At 68.1% G+C, this 17,816-nt stretch carries 18 protein-coding genes; 6 read left to right on the top strand and 12 right to left on the bottom strand.

The genetic code is table 11. From position 1 onward, the window contains the following. Positions 1–161: 161 nt before the first annotated feature. Positions 162–329, bottom strand: coding sequence for a 50S ribosomal protein L33 (rpmG, locus tag ACE5C1_RS15240; RefSeq protein WP_374944924.1), 168 nt, complete (start codon positions 327–329; stop codon positions 162–164). Positions 330–502: 173 nt separating this feature from the next. Between rpmG and ACE5C1_RS15235 the strand changes: the two genes are divergently transcribed. Together ACE5C1_RS15235 and ACE5C1_RS15230 are read left to right on the top strand one after the other, a co-directional pair. Continuing rightward, complete coding sequence (locus tag ACE5C1_RS15235) at positions 503–823, top strand: hypothetical protein (RefSeq protein WP_374944923.1); 321 nt, start codon at positions 503–505, stop codon at positions 821–823. Between the two features lie 3 nt (positions 824–826). Next, positions 827–1,393 (top strand): TMEM165/GDT1 family protein, encoded by a 567-nt coding sequence (locus ACE5C1_RS15230; RefSeq protein ID WP_374944922.1) that lies wholly within the window; start codon positions 827–829, stop codon positions 1,391–1,393. On the opposite strand, the gene ACE5C1_RS15225 is transcribed toward ACE5C1_RS15230, so the two are convergent. Beyond that, on the bottom strand, positions 1,390–2,202 hold the full coding sequence (locus tag ACE5C1_RS15225) for a metallophosphoesterase (RefSeq protein WP_374944921.1): 813 nt from the start codon (positions 2,200–2,202) through the stop codon (positions 1,390–1,392). The two genes, ACE5C1_RS15230 and ACE5C1_RS15225, sit on opposite strands and share 4 nt — an antisense overlap. Before the next feature lie 63 nt (positions 2,203–2,265). Here ACE5C1_RS15225 and ACE5C1_RS15220 point away from each other — a divergent pair, with 63 nt between their 5' ends. Continuing rightward, complete coding sequence (locus tag ACE5C1_RS15220; protein ID WP_374944920.1) at positions 2,266–3,840, top strand: cisplatin damage response ATP-dependent DNA ligase; 1,575 nt, start codon at positions 2,266–2,268, stop codon at positions 3,838–3,840. Positions 3,841–3,847: 7 nt separating this feature from the next. On the opposite strand, the gene ACE5C1_RS15215 is transcribed toward ACE5C1_RS15220, so the two are convergent. The 9 genes from ACE5C1_RS15215 to sucC form a co-directional block, all read right to left on the bottom strand. Beyond that, the gene (locus ACE5C1_RS15215) at positions 3,848–7,396 is read right to left on the bottom strand and encodes a DEAD/DEAH box helicase (RefSeq protein ID WP_374944919.1); all 3,549 of its coding nucleotides are present in this window, start codon (positions 7,394–7,396) and stop codon (positions 3,848–3,850) included. 17 nt (positions 7,397–7,413) lie between these two features. Then, positions 7,414–8,631, bottom strand: a complete 1,218-nt coding sequence (locus ACE5C1_RS15210) for an EH signature domain-containing protein (RefSeq protein WP_374944918.1) — start codon at positions 8,629–8,631, stop codon at positions 7,414–7,416. 4 nt (positions 8,632–8,635) lie between these two features. After that, a complete protein-coding gene (locus ACE5C1_RS15205; protein ID WP_374944917.1) occupies positions 8,636–8,821 on the bottom strand; it encodes a hypothetical protein in 186 nt (61 codons plus the stop codon). Next, complete coding sequence (locus tag ACE5C1_RS15200; RefSeq protein ID WP_374944916.1) at positions 8,818–9,558, bottom strand: flagellar motor protein MotB; 741 nt, start codon at positions 9,556–9,558, stop codon at positions 8,818–8,820. The genes ACE5C1_RS15205 and ACE5C1_RS15200 overlap by 4 nt, the downstream gene beginning before the upstream one ends. A 3-nt stretch (positions 9,559–9,561) precedes the next feature. Further along, positions 9,562–11,691: a hypothetical protein gene (locus ACE5C1_RS15195; protein ID WP_374944915.1), complete on the bottom strand. Its 2,130-nt coding sequence runs from the start codon at positions 11,689–11,691 to the stop codon at positions 9,562–9,564. A 314-nt stretch (positions 11,692–12,005) separates the two neighbouring features. Continuing rightward, the gene (locus ACE5C1_RS15190; RefSeq protein WP_374944914.1) at positions 12,006–12,935 is read right to left on the bottom strand and encodes an electron transfer flavoprotein subunit alpha/FixB family protein; all 930 of its coding nucleotides are present in this window, start codon (positions 12,933–12,935) and stop codon (positions 12,006–12,008) included. Then, positions 12,932–13,681, bottom strand: a complete 750-nt coding sequence (locus ACE5C1_RS15185) for an electron transfer flavoprotein subunit beta/FixA family protein (RefSeq protein WP_374944913.1) — start codon at positions 13,679–13,681, stop codon at positions 12,932–12,934. The genes ACE5C1_RS15190 and ACE5C1_RS15185 overlap by 4 nt, the downstream gene beginning before the upstream one ends. 53 nt (positions 13,682–13,734) lie before the next feature. Further along, positions 13,735–13,977 (bottom strand): hypothetical protein, encoded by a 243-nt coding sequence (locus ACE5C1_RS15180; protein ID WP_374944912.1) that lies wholly within the window; start codon positions 13,975–13,977, stop codon positions 13,735–13,737. 9 nt (positions 13,978–13,986) lie between these two features. Next, on the bottom strand, positions 13,987–15,186 hold the full coding sequence (gene sucC / locus ACE5C1_RS15175) for an ADP-forming succinate--CoA ligase subunit beta (RefSeq protein ID WP_374944911.1): 1,200 nt from the start codon (positions 15,184–15,186) through the stop codon (positions 13,987–13,989). An 86-nt stretch (positions 15,187–15,272) separates the two neighbouring features. Between sucC and ACE5C1_RS15170 the strand changes: the two genes are divergently transcribed. The 3 genes from ACE5C1_RS15170 to ACE5C1_RS15160 all read left to right on the top strand — a co-directional run bounded on the left by ACE5C1_RS15170 (position 15,273) and on the right by ACE5C1_RS15160 (position 16,836). Next, positions 15,273–15,788 carry a sterol desaturase family protein gene (locus tag ACE5C1_RS15170; protein ID WP_374944910.1) on the top strand — a complete coding sequence of 172 codons (516 nt, stop codon included), beginning with the start codon at positions 15,273–15,275 and terminating at the stop codon, positions 15,786–15,788. A 24-nt stretch (positions 15,789–15,812) separates the two neighbouring features. After that, positions 15,813–16,139, top strand: coding sequence for a pilus assembly protein PilZ (locus ACE5C1_RS15165; protein ID WP_374944909.1), 327 nt, complete (start codon positions 15,813–15,815; stop codon positions 16,137–16,139). Positions 16,140–16,233: 94 nt separating this feature from the next. Next, positions 16,234–16,836 carry a hypothetical protein gene (locus ACE5C1_RS15160; RefSeq protein ID WP_374944908.1) on the top strand — a complete coding sequence of 201 codons (603 nt, stop codon included), beginning with the start codon at positions 16,234–16,236 and terminating at the stop codon, positions 16,834–16,836. A gap of 18 nt (positions 16,837–16,854) precedes the next feature. Here the strand turns inward: ACE5C1_RS15160 and ACE5C1_RS15155 are convergent, their stop codons facing one another. Next, positions 16,855–17,790 (bottom strand): ribose-phosphate pyrophosphokinase, encoded by a 936-nt coding sequence (locus ACE5C1_RS15155; protein ID WP_374944907.1) that lies wholly within the window; start codon positions 17,788–17,790, stop codon positions 16,855–16,857. Positions 17,791–17,816: the final 26 nt, after the last annotated feature.

Here is a 17,816-nt window from a genome sequence, read left to right as displayed (position 1 = left end):
GATGAAGGCGATCAGGTGACCGGCACCGGGTGGGCCGAGCTGCGCGACGATGGCTGGCTCGAAGGCGAAATCGCCTATGACAATGGCGACGACACCTCCTTTATCGCCAAACCATGGCCTTTTTCAGCAGCCTGCTAAGCGGCTCGCAGCCGAACCCCGGCTTACTTGATCTTGGCTTCCTTGAAGTCGACATGCTTGCGCACGACCGGGTCGTACTTCTTGAAGGTCAGCTTCTCGGTCTTGGTCCGCGGGTTCTTCTTGGTGACGTAGAAGAAGCCGGTGTCGGCGGAGCTGACGAGCTTGATCTTGACGGTGGTCGGCTTGGCCATGAGCCCGGTTCCTGTGTTCTTCGAAGGACGAAAGCGGTCGCAGGGGTCCCCGCCGCCGCTCGATCAGTGGCGGCGCATGGCGCAAGGGGGCTGCCAAGTCAACCGGGCGCAGCGTTAACCACGCCTTCACCGCTCCCGGCGCAGCGTGCGCGCATGGGGTAGGGAGAGTCAGCGTGACGAACATATCGGAACTCGATTCGGTGCGGGCGGACCTGGCGGCGCGGATCGCCGCGCTCGACGTCCGCGCACCCTATGCCCGCGCGTGCGAGCTGGCGCCGGAGGTCGACGCGATCCGCATCATCGCGCACCGCAACGGCTTCAACCCCGCGGTCACGGTCGCGCACTTCCTCGATTTCGCGCTCGCGCGGGGCGAACACGGTCCGCTGCTCCACGGCTGGCTGTCGGTGCTGCGCGACGCGGTGACGAGCGAGCGTCAGGATCTCGCCGCCTGCGACGCCTTTGCCGCCGCCTGCTCGGTGCGGATCGCGCATTAGGCGATGGACGCGCTGATGGCGGCGCTGGTCGCCGCCGCATTGGCGCAAGTGGGCGACCGCACCGCCTGGCTCGCCGCGATCCTCGGCGATCGGTGGCGCAAGCCGGGCCTCGTCATCGCCTGCTCCGCGCTGGGCCTGCTCGCCGCCAGCGCCGTCGCCGCGACCGCAGGCGCGCTGCTCGCCCCGACGATCGCGCCCGCGCCCAAGCAATTGCTGCTGGCGCTCGCCCTGCTCCTGCAAGGCGCAGGCAGCTTCTGGCCCGCCAAGATGCCCGACCGGCTCGACGGCTGGCGTATCGGCGCCGCCACCACGACCTTCCTCGGCGTCCTGATCCTGGCGTTCGGCGACGGCGTCCAGTTCATCGTCGTCGCCCTAGCCGCCCGCACCCCCGTCCCCGCGCTCGCCGCCGTCGGCGCGACGCTCGGCAGCCTCGCGGTCATCGCTCCCGCCGCGCTGATGGGCGAAGCGGCCTGGCTGCGTCTGCCGCTCCGCCGCGTGCGCATGGGGGCCGGCGTCGTGTTCTTGGTCACCGGTACCGTGCTCGCCCTCGGCGCGCTGGGCCTGGTCTAGGGACCGCCCCGCACCAGCCAAATGTCGGGCGGCGCACCATAGCGGAACGGCAGGACGCTGGTGCCGATGCCACCGGTCACGATCGTCGTCCGCGCGCCCTCCCGCACCACCCCGCACAGATAGCGCAAGCCATAGCGCGACACATGCACCGGCGCGCCCAGGATCGGCAGCACCACCTGCCCGCAATGCGTGTGCCCGGCCAGCAGCAGCGATATGTCCGCTGGCAGCTTCGGCGACACGTCCGGGGAATGGGACAGCATCAACCGCGCGCCGCCCAGCGCCCGCAACGCCGCCACCGTCGCCGGCAAGTCGTCGTGCCGGGTGACCAGGTCGTCGAGGCCGCCGATCGCCAGCGGCCCGCGCCGGACCGCCTGGTTGGCGAGCAAGGTGACGCCGCCCGCCTGCAGCGCCGCGCGTACCTTCGCGATGTTCGTCCAGTGATCGTGGTTCCCGGGCACCGCAACAACGCCGAGCGGCGCATGCAGCCGTCGCAGCCCCTCGACCAGTTCCGGCGCGGCATCGGCGTCGGTTGGCGAATGCCCGGCGATGAAGTCCCCCGCCAGCAGGATCAGGTCGGGGCGAAGCGCGCGGACCGACTCCGCCACCCGCGCGAACCGGGCACGCCCCGTCGCGAGATTGCCGATGTGGATGTCAGACAGCAGCGCGATCGTCACCGGCTTCGCACCCGCGGGCCAGCCGGGCAGCGAGACGGTCGCGCGCCGCACCACCGGTGCACGAACCGCCCCGGCATAGCCGATGCCCGCCAGGATCATCGGCACCAATAGAGCCGGGAGGAGGAAGCGCCGCATGACGTTGCCCGTAACGTCATGAGCACGCGGGAGCGAGTCGCACCCTACGTGCGTTGCCCCACCATGCACGCCTTCGCTGCGCTACTCGACTCGCTGATCTACACCCGCTCGCGCAACGCCAAGCTCAAGCTGATTGGCGACTATCTGCGCGCCACCCCCGATCCCGACCGCGGCTGGGCGATGGCGGCGCTGACCGGCGACCTCGACCTGCCCGGGGTCAAGTCCGCGCAGATCCGTGCGCTGATCGAGGCGCGGGTCGACCCCGTGCTGTTCGCGATGAGCCGCGATTACGTCGGCGACACCGCCGAGACCGTGTCGCTGCTCTGGCCCGAACCCGATCCGCCGGTCCCCGACACGCCGCTGTCGCTCGCGCAGGTGGTCGACGCGCTCGCCCACCTCTCGCGCTCGGATGCGCCCGCGGTGCTCGCCGCGATGCTCGACCGCTCGGATGCCGAGGAGCGGTTCGCGCTGCTCAAGATGGCGACCGGCGCGCTCAGGATCGGCGTCTCGGCCCGCCTCGCCAAGACCGCGCTGGCGAACGCCTTCGGTATCGACGTCGATGCGGTGGAAGAAGTCTGGCACGGCCTCAAGCCGCCCTACGCCGAGCTGTTCGCCTGGGCGGAGGGGACGGGTGAGCAGCCTACCGCCGCCGACGTCCCTGTCTTCCGTTCGTTCATGCTCGCGCATCCCTTGGAAGACCTGCGCGTCGACTTGGCGGACTATGCCGCGGAATGGAAATGGGACGGCATCCGCGTCCAGATCGTCCATGTTGCCGGCCAGACCCGCCTCTATAGCCGCACCGGCGACGACGTCACCGCCGCCTTCCCCGACGTCGCGAGCGCCTTCGCCACCCCCGGCGTGGTCGACGGCGAGCTGCTCGTGAAGGGCGAGTTCCAGGGCGGAGAAGCCGCCAGCTTCAACGCACTCCAGCAGCGTCTGGGCCGCAAGGTCGTGTCGGCCAAGATGCTTGCGGAAGCCCCCGCCTTTGTCCGCCTCTACGACATCCTGTTCGACGGCGAGGAGGACCTTCGCGCCTTCCCCTGGACCGAACGGCGTGCCCGGCTGGAGGCGTTCGTGCCTCGCCTCGCCCCCGACCGTTTCGATCTCAGCCAAGTGATCCAGGCGAAGGACTTCACCGAACTCGAAGCGATTCGCGCCGGTGCCCGCGATGCCGCGATCGAGGGCGTCATGCTCAAGCGCCGCGACAGCCCCTATGTCGCGGGGCGCCGCGCCGCGCTCTGGTACAAATGGAAGCGCGATCCGCTGACCGCCGACTGCGTGATGATGTACGCCCAGCGCGGCAACGGCCGCCGTTCGAGCTGGTACAGCGACTATACCTTCGGCTGCTGGACCCAGGACGGCGAGCTCTTGCCCGTCGGCAAGGCGTACCAGGGCATCACCGACCAGGAGATCGCCCAGCTCGACCGCTTCGTCCGCACCCACACGCTGAACCGCTTCGGTCCGGTGCGCGAGGTCGAGAAGACCATGGTGCTGGAGATCGCGTTCGATTCGATCCACGAGTCCGGCCGCCACAAGTCGGGCGTGGCCATGCGCTTTCCCCGGATCGCGCGGATCAGGACCGACAAGCCCGCGGCCGAAGCGGACCGTATCGACGTGCTTCGGCGGCTGATCACCTGAGAGTCCGTTACTCCTCGGTCAACGTGACGCGGCACCCGTGCCGGGTCTGCATCACCCCGTCGATGCCGCGGCCGAGATCCCAGATCAACGTCCGGCCGGATCGGGTGGTGGCGCGCACCTCGCGGTCGTGCAGGTTGCGGTTCTGCCGCTTGGAACGTTGAAAGTGCTGGAGGCCGCGGCTCGCGCCGAAACGCGCCTGCCACCGTGCCCGCAGATCCAGGCGCTGATGCTCGCTGCTTTCGGGGACCGGCAGGTCGATGCTGTCCGCATCGAAGGTGATCAGCTGCACCTCGTCGATCGCCGCACTGCCCGCCAGCAGCCCGACGAAGTCGACGAGCGACTGACGTGCCCGCTCGCCCGCCGCGGCATAGGGATCGACGATCACCAGCTCGCGCACCGGATCGTCGCCGACCGGGCCGGTGAAGATCGCCAGGTTCCGCGCGGCGCCCGCCTGATAGATCGCCCGGCGCGGCCAGTCCCCGCGCGGCACCGGCGGCGATGGTGGCGGCTCGGGCGTGGTACGCGGGCGAAGCTGGAGGCGGGGGCGCTCCGGCGAAAGGGGCGCCGCCGGCTTGGGCTCGGGTTTCGAAGGCAGCGTGGGAACGGCTTCTTCGGCGACGACGCTGTCGAACAGCGCGCTCGCATCGCTCTCGTCATCTCCAGGTGCAAGCAGGCCGCGGCTCAGCGACCGCTTGCGCTCCATCAACGCGTGCAGCTTCAGGTCGAAGCTCATCGGCGCCACGCCGGCATCGGGATGGATCGCTTGCGGCAGGTACACGGTCACGTCGCGGGTCTGGCCGATGCGATAGGCGCGGTCGGTGGCCTGGTCCTCGACCGCCGGGTTCCACCAGCGCGACAGGTGGACGACATGGTTGGCCGCGGTCAGCGTCAGCCCGACGCCACCGGCCTTGGGCGACAGGATCATAGCATCGAACCCGGGGGCACGCGCCTGGAACACGTCGACCGCGGCCTGGCGCGCATCGCCCGCGACACCGCCGTGGATGCGGATGACGGGGTGCGGCAGCGAGTAGCGCCGCCGTATCTCCACGGCGAGCAATGCCTGCATGGCCAGGCTCTCGCAGAAGATCAGCGCCTTCTCGCGCTTGGCGGCAACGTCGTCGAGCACCGCGAACAGCGCCTCCAACCGCGCCGAATCGCCGAAATAGCCGTCATCGCTCCCGGATTCGCTCCCGGCCTCGCCCGGTGATACCGGGTGCAGCGACACCCCGCGCAGCTGGTGCAGGATTTCCAGCATCCGGCCGCGTTCGCCCGTTCCCTTGATCGCCAGCGCGCGCGCGACCACGCGGTCGTAGGCCGCGGCCTGGCGCGGCGGCATCGCGACCGGCATCGCGCGGACGTGCTTGGCGGGCAGGCTGTCGAGACACTCTTCCTTGAGCCGGCGCAGCAGCACGGGCGGCCGCTCGCCCTGGGGCAGGGTCAGCCGCGCGTGGAGCTTGCCGAGCGCATCCGGTTCGGGCGGATAGGCCTCCTCGAACGCCTTGCTCGACCCGAGCAGGCCGGGGTGGACGACGTCGACGATCGACCACAGATCCTGAAGCCGGTTCTCGACCGGCGTGCCCGTCAGCGCGAGCTGGAATCGGGCGTTGAGGGTCTTGGCCGCGCGGGTGATCTGGCTGGCCGGGTTCTTCAGCTTCTGCGCCTCGTCGTACAGGATCGCCGAGAAGGGCTGACGCGCGAAGCTCAGGTGATAGTCGCGCATCGTCTCATAGGTCGTCAGCACCACGCCCGCGTGCGCCCAGGCGGCGGGATCGATCGCGGAGGCGCCGCTGTCGATGTCGCGGCCCGCCCCACCACGCAACTGCGACAGCGCGCTGCCATAGGCGCCGACGACCCGGCCGAGCGCATCGGGTTCGAGGTGCCGAGCGATCTCCGCGCGCCAGTTGGCGAGCAATCCGGTCGGCGCGACGATCAGCACCGGGCGCGGATGCGGCGCCTGCCCGCGCAACCACGCCAGCAGCGCGAGCGCCTGATAGGTCTTGCCCAGCCCCATGTCGTCCGCCAGCAGTGCCCCCGGCATCCCCGCCTGCCAACACGCGGCAAGCCACGCAAATCCGGCGACCTGGTGGGGCTTGGCCGCCGAGCGAAGCGTCGGCGGCAGCGCCGGGGCGGGGAGCGCGGCAACGTCCGGCGGCGCCAGCGGCGTATAGGCCACCTCCTCCAGATTGTCGCGCACCTGGAGGAAGTAGCGCCCCGCAAGCGCAGGCGGCGGTGCCGCATCGGCGTGCGGCGTGCGCGCGGCCTCGGTCAGGTCGGACAGGCTGGCGAGTGCCGCAAGCGTCGCCTGCGTCGCCGGGATGGCGACACCTTCGAGCATGAAGGTGGCGCGCTCCTCGCGAACCGCTTGTTCCGCGGCGGTCGCCGCCTCGGCGATGCGCTCGGGCGGGATCTCAACCGTAAAGGCGTCCGGCGGCTCACCCACCCGCACCCCGAACGCTTCGGGCAGCCAGCTTCCCGGCTTGGGCTTGATCCACGGCATCACCGGCTTGCGCCAGATGTCGATACCCGCCACGCGTTCGGAGAATTGCTGGGTTTCGACGAACAGCCGCGCAGCGTCCGCCGGTGCGTCGCCATCGGCACGCAGCGCCGCGGCGATGTGGCGTTCGGGGGCGGTGGCAAAGGCACGGCGCTCCTCGGTCGTTCCCGCCTGCGCGGTCCGCACCACCCCCAGCGCGCGCGCGAGTTGCGGATCGACGAACAGCAACGACCCGTCGTCGAGCAGGTAGGTCCGCCGCTCGCCGTCACCACCGCGAAAGCGCCGGGCGAAACCGGCAGCGAGCGCGGGCGGCAGCAGCCCGTCGTCGACCTCGTCGATCGCGGCACCGTCGTCGGCGGCATCGAGGCGCTCGCGCCCGAACAGCACCGGATCGAAATCGAACCCGCCCGCCGACTGTTGCAACGCCAGCGAGAACCCCGACGCATAAGCGAGCCGCAGCCGCTCGATCACGCCATCGGCGCTGATCCTGGCGGCGGCATCGTCGCCCATCGCGCGCTTGGTCGCGGCGAGCGCGACCTGGCGGGTGGCTTCGTCGGGCGCGGCATTGACCTGTTCGACCGCGGCAATCGTCGCATAGAGCGGTTCGGGGATGCGCCAGACGCGCCCATCGTGGCGGATCGTGCCGTCGCCCGCCCGCACCAGCACCGGCACGCCGCCGCTGCGCGTCCAGCTGATGTCGATGCGAAAGCCGTCCTTGTGAATCAGCCCGCTCGATCGGAGGTTGAGTGCCAGCCGGGTGGCGAGCGGCAGCGCGAGCGCTTCGGCTTCGCTGTCGCTCAGGCGCGCGACGAAGGCGGGGTGCAGGGTCGCGCCGTGGGCATCCGCCACGACCAGCGCCGCGCCATCGGCGGTGCGTTCGCCATCGCCCTCCGCCTGCACGATCCGCGCGAGCGCGGCAGCGGCCGAAGAGGGCCGTGCACCGATCCAATCGTCGAACGGCACCACCGTGCGCGTCGCCTTGCCGAACGGCAGCCGCGGCGGCGTCTCGCGAACCAGGACGATCCGCCAGCCCTTGCCGGTGTCCTGGCTGGCTTCGAACATCGTTCGACCGTCCGGCATCAATGTCCGCCCCATCTGGGATGCCGGTGCCCGGTATGGCGGAAGATGATGTTTGCCGCCTTGGCCTGCCAGCCCGAGGTGTGCGACATGAACTCGAACCCTTTCGGGCCGAAGGTGGTGCGAAGCAGGGTGCCGTCGTAATTGTCCTGGTACAGCATCGGCGCCTTCACGCGCGACAGACGCGAATCGGCGTGAGAGGCGTGCGGGTGCGGCCAGAATCGACACGATCCGTTATGGCTCCACTCGGCGATGCGCAGGTCGCCGATCGACAGGATCAGTGCCGAATGGCTCGGATCGGCACCGCCGGAGACGCGGGCGAAGCGGACGTTATCCTCCTTGGCGAGTCGTCCGGCCAGCAGTTCGGCGCGACGGCCGAAGGCGAACCACGCTTCGGTGATCGCGCCGCTATCCATGTAAGCCAGCCAGAAGGCTTCGCGCGCGTCCCATTGATCCTTGCGGTCGGTCGTCGTGCGGACGATGTTGAAGAACGCGCGGACCGTCGCCTCGGTCAACCATCCGCGCAACAGGTTCGTCAGTCGCCGCGGGTCCGAACCGCGTCTCAGCGCAAGCATATCGGCTTCGACGCGCGCCCATTGCGTACCCTCGAACCGCGGATCGCCGAAACGCGCGGTCAGGAAACCCGATAGCGGGGCCATATAGTCCTTGTCGGGACGCACCGACGTCCACGGCGTCATCAGTGCATCGACGAGCTCCGCATCGAGATCGGCGACCACCAGCCGCTGGAACAAGGCGATCAGCCTTTGTCCCAGCTCCACCGCGCGCGTGCCCTTTGCCGCGCCTGCCTGGTCGCATGCCGTCTCCACCGCCTCGGCGACGAACTCCCCTTGCGCCAGATCGCCGTCGAGCCCCGCTTCGCGGAGCACCGCGGCGGGATCGTCGCTCGCCAGCAGCGCGGCGGCGATCGTCGCGGGACCCGCGTCGCGATCCCACAGCCGCCACCGCTCGCCACGCGCGCGCCACGGCCAGTCGCGCCGCTGGGCCGTCAACGACGCGGCCGCGCGCAGGCGCTCGAAGGCGGGATGATCGGAAGGGAAGTGGCGCAGATAGGCGCTCAGCACCGCGCGGTCGCAGCTCTTGGCATCCACCGCCACCGCCGCATCGAGCACCGCCGGCGCGATCGCGTCGCAGCGTGCGTCCGTCCACAGGCCGCCGACGAGACGGCGCAGATCGCGCAGCCGCAGGTCGCGCGGGTTCATCGCGTCATACGCCAAGGATGCCGATGCGGCGCAGGAAATCGTCCCACGGCTCCTTGTCGGCGCGCGATCCCGAGCCACGTTCGGCAAGCGCGAGCGCCGCCTTCTCGCACTGCAGCCGTCGATCGGGATTCGGCACCGGCAACCGGCCCGATCGCGCCAGCCGTTCGGCGGCATCGCGCAGCGCGCTCACCTGGCGCCGTCCGTGAGCAGCGCCGCAAGCCCCTCGACGTTGGGCGTCTCCATCAGGAAGCGCAGGTCGATGCGGCGATTGCGGCTCTTGGCGGCTTCGTCGCTGCCCGTGTTGCCCGGCACCGGCCGGTCCGCGCCATAGCCGCTGACCGACAGGATCGGCCGGCCGTCGCGGTTGTGGAGCTGAGGCAGGCTCGACACCGCCTGCTCCATCGCGCGGAAGGTGTTCGTTGCGCGGAGGGCCGACAAGTCCATGTTGTCGGAGATCGGGCCTGCGCCGGCGAGCGGATCGCTGTCGGTGTGGCCCTCGATGAAGATCGCGTCGACGCTGTGCGGCGTGTCCCGGCACCCGGCCTCGCGGCGCGGAAAGGTGTAGCAGGGGAGCACGTCCGCCATCGACTGCGCGATGATCGTCACCGCCCGCCGGCCTTCGCCCGACAACCGGAAGTCGCCCTTGGCGAACAGGATCGCTGCGGGGAGCCGCAGCACGCCCGTCGCGGTGTCGATCTCGACATCGAGATGATGCTGCGCGAGATCGCGTTTGAGCTCCTGCAGTATCTGCGTGCGGGTCTCGCCCGCGTCGGACAGCGCCTTGCTCTTTTCCTGCAATTGCAGCGCAAAATACAGCAGCAGGATGATGAACACGAACAAAAGCCCGACCATCATGTCGGCCATCGAGATGAAGTAGCTCTCCTCTTCTTCCGCACCGCGCGACCGGCGAACGCCCCTGCTCGCCATCCTCTATTCCGCCGCGGCTTCGTAGTGGCCGCGCAGATCCTCCAGCGTGTTCGCCAGGTCCTTGATGTCGTCGAGCGCCCCCGCCAGCCGCTCGACCGCGGCCCCCAGCGCACTGTCGATCCGCCCGACATGCGCATTGAGCGCGCTCGCATGCTCGCTCGACGCGCCCGAAATCTGCGCCAAGGCCCTGGCGAGCGACTCGTCGACCTCGGCAAAGCGCGTGCGGTAGCCGTCCCACGCGCGCGCCGCCGCCGTGCCGGTCGCCTCCAGCGATCCCGCGATCGTCTGCATCGCCTCATGCTGGCGCGTGCTGCTCTCGGCCGACCGGCGCAGCAGGTCCTGCGAATGGCCGACCGAGTCCTGGATCGTGGTGGTCGCGTCGCGGATCGGGGCGGCGGCACCCGCCACGTCGTTCGCCGCACGGCCGAGCATCGTCGCCACGCCCTGCGCCTCGCGCCCCGCATCGGCCAGCTTGCCGGCATGGTCGCTCGCGGCATCGGTCGATCGCGCGATCGCGCCGGAAAGCGCCTCCATCCGGCCCGCCGTCGTCGTCAACGTCTGCACCAGCCCGGCGCTCGCCGCTTCGAAGCGTTCGCCGAACGCCGCAAAGGCCGCGGAGATCGCCTTGCCGCTTTCCTCGGCAGATCGAGTGACCGCTTGCGACACCGCATCGCTCATCCCCGCCGAAGCCTGCGTGGTCGCGCGTTCCAGCGCATCGGCGGCCTTGGCCAGCACGTCCGCGTTGCGCTCGGCGGCTCCGGAGGCGCTGTCCGACAGCTTGGTGCCGAGGTCGGCGACCTGCCCGCGCATCGCATCGAAGGCCGACTGAATGCCCGCGGTCGCTCCCGCGAAGCCTTCGAGCGCACCGCGGATGGCGGTCTGGCTCTCGCCCATTGCCTCGCGCACCGCAGCCTGAACCGCGCGCACCATTTCCCCGCTCGCGGCGGTGGAGGCGGTGCGCATCTCCTCGCCCATCGCGCGCATCACGTCGCGTTGGCCGGTCGCCATCGCGTCATAGGACGCGCGGTCCTCGGCGACGCGGTCGAGCACGCGCTGCTCCGCCTGCGCCGCCTGGCCCGCCAGCGTATCGGCCATGCCAGCCATATTGTCGTTGAGCGCGGCGAATGCGCGGGTCATCTGCTCCGACGCGGTCGAGAACTCGCGCGCCGCTGTGGCGATCTGGTCGCTCGCCTGGCCGCTGGCGCCCTCCAGCCGATCGTTCACCCCCTGCAACCCGGTCGTCATGCCGGTCAGTGCGGCGGCAAGCCCCTCCATCTCGATGCCGGCACTGCGGCTGATCGCTTCGCCCAGTTCCTTGCCGATCTGGCTGAAGCTGCCGTCGCGGAACTCGTTGAGCGAGCTTTGGATGCCACCCAGCCCCGCGACTACCGGCTGCATATGCTGGCCCAGCGCATCGCCGATGCTGGCGGCGAGCTGGTGGCTGAATTCGGTGAGCGCGACGCTTTGCTGTTCCAGTTCGCGCAATTGCGCGGCCGCGATCCGCTGCGGCGGCGAATGCAGCGTGCCGTATTCGATTCGGTCGCACAGCCGCTCGAGCTTGCGGTCCATCGCGGAATGCCAGCGGCGGTCGACGATGCGCAGGACGATGGAGGCGAGCACGCCGCCGATCGATGTCCAGAACTTGGCGGCGGTGATCTTGAGCAGCCCGGTCAGCGCGGCGAGCATGTCGACGTTCGCGCCACCCGCTCCCATGATCCTCACGGTCTGGTGGAGCGCGGCGACGATGCCGAGAAAGGTAAAGGTCAGCCCGATCGCGACAAAGATGTTGGCCCACCAGGCGAGGACCCGGGTCTCGTCGCCAAGGTGCAGGAAATACCCCTCCGGCCGCGCCGTCGCGCGCAGCGGATTTTCGCTGGGATCGACGATGGTTTCCTTGAACTGGTTCCACGCGTGGCGCAGGCCGATGCCCTCGCGCCCCTCCATCATCGCATCGTCGATAGCTTCGAAATTGCAGGCGAACCAGTCGTGCGCGACGTGATCCGACTCGGCGAGCGCAATCTCCGCGGTGGCTGTCAGCCGCAGGTCGAGCTGATCGTTGAACGGTTTGTAATGCCGGAAATAGTGATCGCGATGATTGCGCCGCTCCAGGCGAGCAGCGCGAAGAATATCCACAACGCGATATTCTCGATCGTGAAGACCCACGTGACGCCATCGTTGATGGCATCGAACAGCGCATTGATCGGACCCATCCTACCCCCGTAGCCTGTGCCGCCGGACGTACCATGATGGCCGCGTCACCCCCGCCTGACCAGCGCCATTTGTCGCGACAAGCGCCGGATAGACCGCAATCGAGGTACTCGCCGCCGATTGCCTCCAAAAGGGACCAGTCTCCAGGAATGACGCGCGTCGTCATCCGCCGGGATCGCACGCCCAATCGGCCATTCGCGCCCGGCGGTCGCGAGGCTGCGTCGTTGTGCGTTCGCGCGTTACAGCTTCTCGGTCAGTTCCGGCACGATCTTGAACAGGTCGCCGACCAGGCCGATGTCGGCGACCTGGAAGATCGGCGCGTCCTCGTCCTTGTTGATCGCGATGATGACCTTGCTATCCTTCATCCCCGCCAGATGCTGGATCGCCCCCGAGATGCCGACCGCGACATAGACTTCCGGCGCCACGATCTTGCCGGTCTGGCCGACCTGATAGTCGTTGGGCGCGTAGCCCGCATCGACCGCGGCCCGCGACGCGCCGACGCCCGCGCCGAGCTTGTCGGCGAGCGGGTCGATCAATTCGTGGAACTTCTCGCCCGATCCGAGCGCGCGTCCGCCCGACACGATGATCTTGGCGCTGGTCAGTTCGGGCCGGGTGTTTGCGGCGATCTCCGAGCCTGCAAAGGTCGACAGACCCTTGTCGCCGGTGCTCGCAACCGCCTCGATCGTGCCCGAACCACCCTCGGTCACCGCCTTGTCGAACGCGGTGCCGCGGACGGTGATGACCAGCTTCTTGTCCGACGTCTGCACCGTCGCGATCGCATTGCCCGCGTAGATCGGACGCGTGAACGTGTCCGCGCTCTCGACCGACAGGATGTCGCTGATCTGCATCACGTCAAGCAGCGCCGCGACGCGCGGCGCGATATTCTTGCCGTTGGTGGTCGCGGGGAACAGCACCGCGTCGTGATGCCCCATCAGCTCGGCGACGAGCGGCGCGACGTTCTCGGCGAGCGCATGCGCATAGGCCGCATCATCGGCGACGTGGACCTTGCCGACGCCTGCGATCTTGGCGGCGGCCTGCGCGACCGCATCGACGCCTTCACCTGCGACCAGCAAGTGAACCTCGCCCAGCTTGCCCGCGGCGGTGACCGTCGACAGCGTGGCGTCCTTGACGGCCTTGCCGTCATGCTCGACCCAGACCAATGTCTTCATGACTTGGAAATCCCCATCGCGGACAGCTTCATCACCAGTTCGTCGACGTCAGCGACCTTGACCCCCGCCGAACGCTTGCCCGGTTCGACCACCTTCAGGGTCGCGATCCGCGGCGTCACGTCGACCCCGAAGTCGGCGGGCGTCTTCTGCGCCATCGGCTTGGATTTCGCCTTCATGATGTTGGGCAGCGACGCATAACGCGGCTCGTTGAGGCGAAGGTCGGTGGTGATGATCGCCGGGAGCTTGAGCGTATCGGTCTCCGACCCGCCGTCGATCTCGCGGGTGACGTCGACCTTGCCGTCCGACAGCTCGACCTTGGACGCAAACGTACCCTGCGCCCAGCCGAGCAGCCCAGCGAGCATCTGGCCGGTCTGATTGTTATCATCGTCGATCGCCTGCTTGCCCAGGATCACCAGGTCGGGCTTCTCCTCCTCGACGATCTTCGCCAGCAGCTTGGCGACACCCAAAGGCTCGACCCGCGTCTCGCTGACGACCAGGATCGCGCGATCCGCGCCCATCGCCAGCGCGGTGCGCAGTGTCTCCTGGCTCTTCTGCTCGCCGATCGAGACAACGACGATCTCGGTTACGCCCGCCGCTTTAAGACGGATCGCCTCTTCGACCGCAATCTCATCGAAAGGGTTCATCGACATCTTGACGTTGGCCAGGTCCACACCCGTCCCGTCCGCCTTCACGCGGGGCTTCACATTATAGTCAAGCACGCGCTTGACCGGCACGATTACCTTCATTCCATCCACTCCTGTGGTGTCATACCCTGCCTGGGGAGGTCGTGGGTTGCTAGTCAGTGCGACAGTTCGAGCCGACGCTCGATGCGGTCTAGGCGCGTGCTGAGATTGTCCGTCGCGACCTGCTGTGCGGCGTCAGCGGCGGACAGATGCGCCAAATGGCCCATCATGGCTGCCTGACCGCCTTCGAGATTGGCGAGACGACCCGTATGCTCGCCCAACTTGCGCTCGATACGGTCAAGCGTCGGCTGAAACCGCTTGAGATGCTCCAGCATCAGGTTTTCGACTTCGTCAGCCATGTCGTCCCCTCAAGCCGCCTTCTGTACCTCGGCCACAATCTTCTTCGCCGCATCGCCCAGGTCGTTGGCAGGAACGATCGCCAGCCCGGAGTTCGCGAGGATTTCCTTGCCCTTCTCGACGTTGGTACCCTCCAGCCGAACGACCAGCGGCACCGAAAGGTTCACCTCCTTGGCCGCCGCGACGATGCCGTCGGCGATGATGTCGCACTTCATGATGCCGCCGAAGATGTTGACCAGGATGCCCTTCACGTTCGGGTCGGCCAGGATGATCTTGAATGCCGCGGTCACTTTTTCCTTGTTGGCACCGCCGCCGACGTCGAGGAAGTTGGCGGGGAACATGCCGTTCAGCTTGATGATGTCCATCGTCGCCATCGCCAGACCTGCGCCATTGACCATGCAGCCGATGTCGCCATCGAGCTTGATATAGGCCAGGTCGTACTTGGACGCCTCGATCTCGGCCGGGTCCTCCTCGGTCTCGTCGCGCAGCTCGGCCAGGTCCTTGTGGCGGAACATCGCGTTGCCATCGAACGCGACCTTGGCGTCGAGGACCATCAGCTTGCCATCCTCGGTGACCGCCAAGGGGTTGATCTCGATCTGCTCGGCGTCGGTGCCCAGGAACGCGTCGTACAGCTTGGACGCGACGTTCGCCGCCTGCTTGGCGAGGTCGCCGGTCAGTTCGAGCGCCGCCGCGACCGCACGCCCGTGATGCGGCATGAAGCCGGTCGCGGCGTCGATGTCGATCGAATGGATGCGCTCGGGCGTCTCGTGCGCCACCGTCTCGATGTCCATCCCGCCCTCGGTCGAGGCGACCATCGACACGCGCCCCGTGGCGCGGTTGACGAGCAGCGCGAGGTAGAATTCCTTGGCGATATCGACGCCGTCGGTGACGTACAGCCGGTTGACCTGCTTGCCCGCATCGCCGGTCTGGATCGTCACCAGCGTGTTGCCGAGCATGTCGGTCGCCGCGGCGCGGACCTCTTCGGCGGACTTCGCCAGCCGCACGCCGCCCTTGGCATCGGGGCCGAGCTCGGTGAACTTGCCCTTGCCGCGCCCGCCCGCGTGGATTTGCGCCTTCACCACGTAGAGCGGCCCGGGCAGCTTGCCCGCCGCCTCGACCGCCTCCTCGACGGTCAGCGCCGCGAAGCCTACGGGCACCGGCACGCCGAACCTGGCGAGAACGTCCTTGGCCTGATATTCATGGATGTTCATGGGCGCGCGCCTCCGCTCGAAGATCGGGTACGTCTCCGCCTAAAGCATATCGCTCCGGCCGAATCCACCCTATATGCCGCGGTGCAATGAGCTGGCCCGTCGGCATCCTCCTGTTCCTCGCCACCGTCGCGGCGATGGAAGCGTTCGCCTATGCCGCGCACCGCTGGATCATGCACGGGCCCGGCTGGTTCCTCCACGAAAGCCACCACCGCGAGCGCCACGGCAACTGGGAATTGAACGACCTTTATGCGGTGATCTTCGCGGTGCCGTCGATCGTGCTGCTCCTGGGCGGCGTCCAGCTCGGCTGGTGGCCGGGGTGCGCGTGGATCGGCGCCGGGATCGCGGCATATGGCGCGATCTATTTCGGTTTCCACGACATCATCGTTCACCGGCGGCTACCGACCCGCTATTTGCCCAAATCGACGTACATGAAGCGGATCGTCCAAGCGCACCGGCTCCATCATATCGTCGAGACGCGGACGGGCACGGTTAGTTTCGGCTTCCTGGTGGCGCCGCGGCCGGAAGCGCTCAAGGCCGAATTGAAACGTCGCGGACGCGCCGGTGTGCGGCAGGGCGCAGGGACCACGTCAGGACTTCGTTAAGCATTTCGGCGTATTCCGTACGCCATGACCCAGCCAGCCTTCGATCCGTTCGCGCTGCCCAACGACGATCACCGCCGTGCGCTGCGCAAGTCCGTCAAGATGCGCGCCCACCTGCGCGACCGGGGTCAGACCCGGTTCGAGATCGACGTCGTCGACCTGTCGATGTCGGGTTTCCGCGCGGAGACGAGCTTCACCTTGTGGCCAGGCACGGTTGTCTGGCTGACCCTCCCAGGCCTTGCGCCGCTGGAAGCGGTGGTCGCGTGGCGCGACAAGTTCAAATACGGCTGCGCCTTCGGCAAGCCGCTGCACCCGGCGGTGTTCGATCATATCGTCGCTCTGAGCCAACGGTAAGGTCGCATCAGGAAGTTCAAGCCAAGCCGACTTTGGGCTTGCACGGCGAAGTGTGGCAATAGACACCGACGTCGGCAATATCCAGGCGGACATTATGAACGACCATTCACAGGTCGAGCGGCCGGACCTGATCGTGCCGGATACCGGTCCGCTGATCCACCTGGCGCAGGCCGACGCCCTGCATCTGCTCCATGAGATCGGGGGGCGAGTCGTCGTTGCCGACATGGTGGCGCTGGAAGCCACGCAGGACCTGTCCAAGCCCGGCGCCCGCGCGATCGCGGCGTGGATCGAAGCGGGCTCGCAGCCGGGCTCCAACGCTCCCGTCCTCGTCGCGTCGACGGAGATCGGCGAGCTGTTCCTGCAGGCACGTAAGTCCGATCCCGATATTCGCCCGAAAAACGCGGGGGAGCTGGCGATCCTTGAATGGCTGAGCAGCTACGTCGATCGCACCGACCATGCCGGTCACAGCGTCCTGATCGTCTACGAGAACGGCAAGATTCCGCGCTTCGTCAGGGAAACGGGTCTCGACCTGGACACCGACGTGCTGACGACGCGCGCCTTCCTTGAACTCGCGCAGCGCAGGGGCGTGGTCGCCAGTGCCGAGGACTATTGGCGGCGCATCGTCGAGGCTGCACCGACCGCCAACCCCGATATTACCATCATGATGCAACGGCGGCCGAGTAGCCAGGGCAGCTGACCCCCGGACCGTGCCCCGCTAGTCGAACAGGCTCGACACGCTCGTCTCATCCGCAATCCGCTTGATCGCCTCGCCTAACAACGGCGCGATCGGCAGGTGCCTGATCTTCCCCGTCGTCGCGATCGACTCATGGTTGCCGATCGAATCGGTGATCACCAGCTCGGTCAGCTTCGACCCCTCGACCCGCGCCACCGCGCCACCCGAGAGGACGCCGTGGGTGACATAGGCGACCACGCCTTCCGCCCCCGCTTCGCACAAGGCCGCCGCGGCGTTGCAAAGCGTGCCCGCCGAATCCACGATGTCGTCGACCAGGATGCAGAACCGCCCCTCGACCTCGCCGATGATGTTCATCACCTCGGACTCGCCCGCGCGCTCGCGGCGTTTGTCGACGATCGCCAAAGGTGCGTTGTCGAGCCGCTTGGCGAGTTGCCGCGCGCGGACGACGCCGCCGACGTCTGGCGACACGACCATGATGTTGCGGCCCTTGAACCGCGCATGGACGTCCGCCGACATTACCGGCGCGGCGTAGAGGTTGTCGGTCGGGATATCGAAGAACCCCTGGATCTGCCCCGCGTGGAGATCGACCGACAGCACCCGGTCGGCGCCCGCGACGGTGATCAGATTGGCGACGAGCTTGGCCGAGATCGGCGTCCGCGGCCCGGGTTTACGGTCCTGTCGCGCATAGCCCATGTATGGAATTACCGCGGTGATCCGCTTTGCCGATGCGCGCTTGAGCGCGTCGATGATGATCAGCAATTCCATGAGGTTGTCGTTGGCGGGATAGCCGGTCGACTGGATCACGAACACGTCCTCGCCGCGCACGTTCTCCTGGATTTCGACGAAGATCTCCTCGTCGGCGAACCGGCGCACCAGCGCCTCGGTCAGCGGCATCTCCAGATAGCCGCTGATCGCCTGCGCCAGCGGCAGGTTGGAATTGCCGGTGATGAGTTTCATGGCCACGCGCTCCAGTCCGCGGTTCC

Origin of the sequence: Sphingomonas sp., from assembly GCF_964263785.1 — a bacterium.
GTDB lineage: Bacteria > Pseudomonadota > Alphaproteobacteria > Sphingomonadales > Sphingomonadaceae > Sphingomonas.
This window is presented reverse-complemented; position numbering and strand designations above follow the sequence as displayed.